Below are 4,732 nucleotides of genomic sequence, written 5' to 3'. Positions count from 1 at the left end.
CGGCCCTCGGGGCGCGCGGGCGGGACGAGCTGGACGAACTTCGCGCCGAAGACGGTGGTGGAGGCGATGGCCACCGAGACGTTGCCGGGGATGCGCGCCAGCGCTCCGGTGTCGATGGCCAACTCCAGGGCCGCCAGGCCGTCGGGGCGTTCGCGGATGGCGGTCACCGCGCCGACGGTGACGCCGCGCATCTTCACGTCGGCGTCGGGGTTCATCAACAGCCCCGCGCGCGGCGAGAGCACCTGCACGGCCACGGTGTCGGCGAACGCGCCGCGGAAGCTCTGCACCGCTCCGGCGATCAGCAGCCCGCACAGGGCCATGGCCACGATCCCGGCCAGCGGGCGAAGGAGGTTGTCGCGCATCGTCTCTCACCTACCCGGACAGATCGAAGTTGCCGTCGGCGCCGTAGACCGCGAGGGCGACGAGCAGGGTGACCGAGACGACCGCGATGAGCGAGGTGCGCACCGCGTTGCCCACCGCGGTGCCGACCCCGGCCGGGCCGCCCGCGGCGTGGAAACCGAAGAAGGTGTGGATCAGCAGCACCGTCATCGCCATCGCCAGCGCCTGCACGAACGACCACATCAGGTCGATCGGGTTGAGGAAGGTCGAGAAGTAGTGGTTGTAGAGCCCGGAGGACTGCCCGAGCAGCACCACCGTGGTGAATCGGCTGGCCACGAACGAGGCCACCACCGCCAGCGCGTACAGCGGGGTGATGGCGATCATTCCGGCCACCAGACGGGTGCCGACCAGGTAGGCGATCGGTTCGATGGCCAGTGATTCCAGCGCGTCGATCTCCTCGTTGATGCGCATGGCGCCCAGCTGGGCGGTGGTGCCGGCGCCGAAGGTCGCGGCGAGCCCGATGCCCGCGACCACCGGGGCGGAGATGCGGACGTTGATGAAGGCGGCGAGGAAGCCGGTCAGCGCCTCGATGCCGATGTCGCCCAGTGAGCTGTAGCCCTGGACGGCGAGGGTGCCGCCGGTGGCCAGGGTGAGGAATCCGACGATCACCACGGTGCCGCCGAAGACCGCCAGCGCGCCGGTGCCCATGCTGATCTCGGCGATCAGGCGGATGGTCTCGCGACGATGGTGCCAGGCCGCGAACGGGGCGCAGGCCAGCGCCCTGACGTAGAACAGGGCGTGGTCGCCGACCTCACCGGCCACCGTGATCGGCTTGCGGACCCGGCGGACGAACAGCGGGTAGCGGGTGGCGAAGGTCGCCAGTTCGGGGTTCGCGGGCCGGTCGGTCATCAGCGCACCGTCATCTGGATGCCGATGGCCGTGACGACCACATTGATGACGAACAGCGACATGAAGGCGTAGACCACGGTCTCGTTGACCGCGTTGCCCACCGCCTTCGCGCCGCCGGTGACGATCAGCCCGCGATAACAGGCGACCAGCCCGGCGACCAGCCCGAACAGCAGTGCCTTGACCGAGGAGATGAGCACCTCGTCGATCCCGGTGAGCAGGGTGATGCCCGCGGCGAAGGCGCCGGGGTTGACGTCCTGGACGTAGACCGAGAACAGGTAGCCGCCGAGGATGCCGATCACGCACACCAGGTTGTTGAGCAGGAAGGCGACCAGCCCGGAGGCCAGCATGCGGGGGGTGACCAGCCGCTGCACCGGGTCGATGCCGAGCACCTGCATGGCGTCGATCTCCTCCCGGATGGTGCGTGAGCCGAGGTCGGCGCACATGGCGGTGGCGCCGGAACCGGCCACGATCAGCACGGTGACCATGGGGCCGACCTGGGTGACCGCGCCGAAGGCCGCGCCCGCGCCGCTGAGGTCGGCGGCGCCGAGCTCGCGCAGCAGGATGTTGAGGGTGAAGCTGACCAGCACGGTGAACGGGATGGCCACCAGCAGGGTCGGCACCAGCGAGACCCGCACGATGAACCAGGCCTGCTCGAAGAACTCCCTGGTCTGGAACGGTCTGCGGAAGACGAAGCGCACGGCGTCGGCGGACATGGCGAACAGGCCGCCGACGAGTTCGAACGGCCGCGCCGCCCGATCCACCGCCGCGGGCGACCACGCCCGTCGTGTCCGTCGCATCGCCGTGCCTCATCCGACCACGGTGGCGAAGGTCTTGCTCTCCAGGAACTCCTCGAGCCCCGCCCTGCCCATCTCGCGGCCGATGCCCGATTCCTTGAACCCGCCGAAGGGGGTCTCCGGGCCGAAGTAGTGGCCGCCGTTGATGCTCCACGCGCCCGCCCTGATCCGGCGGGCCACGGCGAGCGCGCGCTGTTCGTCGGCGGCGTAGACCGCGCCCGCCAGGCCGTAGCGGGAGTTGTTCGCGATGCGCACGGCGTCGTCGTCATCGTCGAACGGGATGACCACCAGAACCGGCCCGAAGACCTCCTCCTGGGCGATCTCGCTGTCCGGGTCGACATTCGTCAGCAGCGTCGGGGTGTAGAAGAAGCCGGGGTCGACGCATTCCCCGCCGGTGACCAGGGTGGCGCCCGCGTCGATCGCGCGCCGCACCATGCCGTCGACCTTCTTGCGCTGGCGTTCGCTGATGAGCGGGCCCATGTAGGTGTGCGGGTGCGCGGGGTCGCCGTAGGTGATGTTGGCGAAGTTCGTGGCCAGCATGGCGACCAGTTCGTCGTGGCGGGCGCGTGGCACCAGCAGCCGCGAGGTGAGCGCGCAGCCCTGACCGGCGTGCGAGCACTGGCTGAACGCCGCGAACATGGCGGGCAGGCCGAGGCCCGCGGTGTCGAGATCGTCGAGCACGATCATGGCCGATTTGCCGCCCAGTTCGAGGAAGACCTTCTTCACCGTCTCGCTGGCGGCGGCCATGATCTTCTTGCCGGTGGCTGTCGAGCCGGTGAAGGTGATCATGTCGACGTCGTCGTGGGTGGTCATGACCACGCCGACCGCCGGATCGGAGGAGGCGAGCACGTTCACCACTCCCGCCGGAATGTCGGTGTGGCGGGCGATGATCTCGCCGATGGCGAGGGTGACCAGCGGGGTGTCCGGGGCGCCCTTGAGCACCACGGTGCAGCCCGCGGCCAGCGCGGGGGCCAGCTTGGCCAGGGCCAGCTGGTTGGGGTAGTTGTAGGCGACGATGGCGCTGACCACGCCCGCGCCTTCCTTCTCCACCCAGCGGCGGTGCTCGGCGCCGCGCACCCGCGCCACGCCGAGTTCCTCGGTGAAGGGATAGTCGCGCAGCAGATCGGCGTAGTAGCGGACGATCTCGATGGGGGCGTCCACCTGGGCCGTGGTGAGCAGACGGGTGGCGCCGACCTCGGCGATGGTCAGCTCGCGCAGCTCTTCGCGGTGTTCGTCCAGAGCGCGGTGCAGTTGGTCGAGGCAGTGGACGCGGAACTCGCGGTCGCCGGCCCAGCCGGTGGTGTCGAAGGCGCGGCGGGCGGCGGCGATCGCGGCGTTCACGTCGGCGACACTGGCGTCCGGCGCATGGCCGAGGACCGCACCGGTGGCGGGATTCGTTGTCGGGAAGGTGATGTCGCGGCCGACCAGCTCGCCATCGATGAGCAGGTGGCGGTCGAGGTTCAGGGGCGCCGTCGGCGCGGCGGCGGTGGTTTCGGTTGACATGCTTCCCCACTCGGAGATCGGTGTGCTGAGCGAACTGGTCTCGGCCGGGCCGGCCGGGCGGAACGGAGCTAGGGGGCCGGGACGGTCGTCGGCGTGCTGCCGCCGGGCCATCGTCGATCCGGCTGGTGTGCCGGGTCCTGGCGGAGTTCGGCGACGAGGGTGCGGCGCAGGACTTTTCCGGTCGGGGTGACGGGCAGTTCGTCGCGGAAGACGACCCGGTCGGGAGTGCGGGAACCGCGCAGCCGGGCGCGGACGAAAGCCCGCAGGTCTTCCGGGTCGGGCGGCCGCTCGCCCGAGGGGACCACCACGGCGACGATGATCTGCCCCCAGCCCGCGTCCTCGACGCCGACCACCGCGACCTCGCGCACCGCCTCGTGCTCCACCAGGACGTCCTCGATCTCGGCGGGCGCGATGTTCTCGCCGCCGCGGATGATGGTGTCGTCGCAGCGGCCGCCGAGGAACAGGTAGCCCTCGGCGTCGAGGGTGGCGACATCGCGGGTCGGGAACCAGCCCTCGGCGTCGAGCACCGAACCGAGGCCGGTGTAGCGGCCGGAGACCTGCGGGCCGCGCACGAACAGTTCACCGGTCTGCCCGGGCGGCAGCACCGCGCCCTGTTCGTCGCGGATCTGGAGTTCGATGCCGGGCACCGGTCTGCCCACCGAGGCGAGTCTTCTCGCGACCTCGGGGTCGGTCGCGGCCAGCGCCGCACGATGGTCCTGCGGGCCGAGGACGGTGATGGTGGAGCTGGTCTCGGTCAGGCCGTAGGCGTTGACGAAGCCGACCTCGGGCATGAGTTCCAGTGCCCGCCGCAGCAGCGGCAGCGCGACTTTGGCGCCGCCGTAGGCCAGGGTGCGCAGGCTCGACAGGTCGGCGTCCGCGCGTTCGAGTTCGGTGACGATCCGGTCCAGCATGGTGGGCACCACGGTGGCGCTGGTGATGCGCTCGCCCGCCACCAGCCGCAGCCAGCGCGCCGGGTCGAACTGACGCAGGTACACGATTTTGCGGCCCGCGTAGAGGTTGGACAGCACCGCGCTCACACCGGCGATGTGATAGGGCGGCACACTGATCAGGGCGGCGTCTCCCGGTGCGGCGGAGGCGAATTCGACGGTGCCGGTGACGTAGCTGACCAGATTGGTGTGCGTCAGTTCGACGGCCTTCGGCGCGGAGGTGGTGCCGGAGGTGAACAG

At 70.5% G+C, this 4,732-nt stretch carries 5 protein-coding genes; all 5 read right to left on the bottom strand.

All coding sequences use genetic code 11. From position 1 onward, the window contains the following. Positions 1-362: MlaD family protein (locus QH283_RS02435; RefSeq protein WP_280501385.1), on the bottom strand; the 362-nt coding region annotated here is incomplete at its 3' end. 10 nt (positions 363-372) lie between these two features. Beyond that, complete coding sequence (locus tag QH283_RS02430; protein ID WP_280501384.1) at positions 373-1,248, bottom strand: MlaE family ABC transporter permease; 876 nt, start codon at positions 1,246-1,248, stop codon at positions 373-375. Beyond that, complete coding sequence (locus QH283_RS02425; protein ID WP_280501383.1) at positions 1,248-2,045, bottom strand: MlaE family ABC transporter permease; 798 nt, start codon at positions 2,043-2,045, stop codon at positions 1,248-1,250. The genes QH283_RS02430 and QH283_RS02425 overlap by 1 nt, the downstream gene beginning before the upstream one ends. A 9-nt stretch (positions 2,046-2,054) precedes the next feature. Beyond that, positions 2,055-3,545 (bottom strand): aldehyde dehydrogenase family protein, encoded by a 1,491-nt coding sequence (locus QH283_RS02420; protein ID WP_280501382.1) that lies wholly within the window; start codon positions 3,543-3,545, stop codon positions 2,055-2,057. 68 nt (positions 3,546-3,613) lie between these two features. Next, a partial coding sequence (locus QH283_RS02415; protein ID WP_280501381.1) for a class I adenylate-forming enzyme family protein occupies positions 3,614-4,732 on the bottom strand: 1,119 nt, incomplete at its 5' end.

This window comes from Nocardia farcinica, from assembly GCF_029867845.1.
Taxonomy (GTDB): Bacteria; Actinomycetota; Actinomycetes; order Mycobacteriales; family Mycobacteriaceae; genus Nocardia; species Nocardia farcinica_A.
This window is presented reverse-complemented; position numbering and strand designations above follow the sequence as displayed.

What these genes read in the sequence shown, in the direction of transcription:
- QH283_RS02430 (WP_280501384.1), bottom strand. Translation starts at nt 1,248, where the DNA reads ATGACCGACCGGCCCGCGAACCCCGAACTGGCGACCTTCGCCACCCGC.
- QH283_RS02425 (WP_280501383.1), bottom strand. Translation starts at nt 2,045, where the DNA reads ATGCGACGGACACGACGGGCGTGGTCGCCCGCGGCGGTGGATCGGGCG.
- QH283_RS02420 (WP_280501382.1), bottom strand. Translation starts at nt 3,545, where the DNA reads ATGTCAACCGAAACCACCGCCGCCGCGCCGACGGCGCCCCTGAACCTC.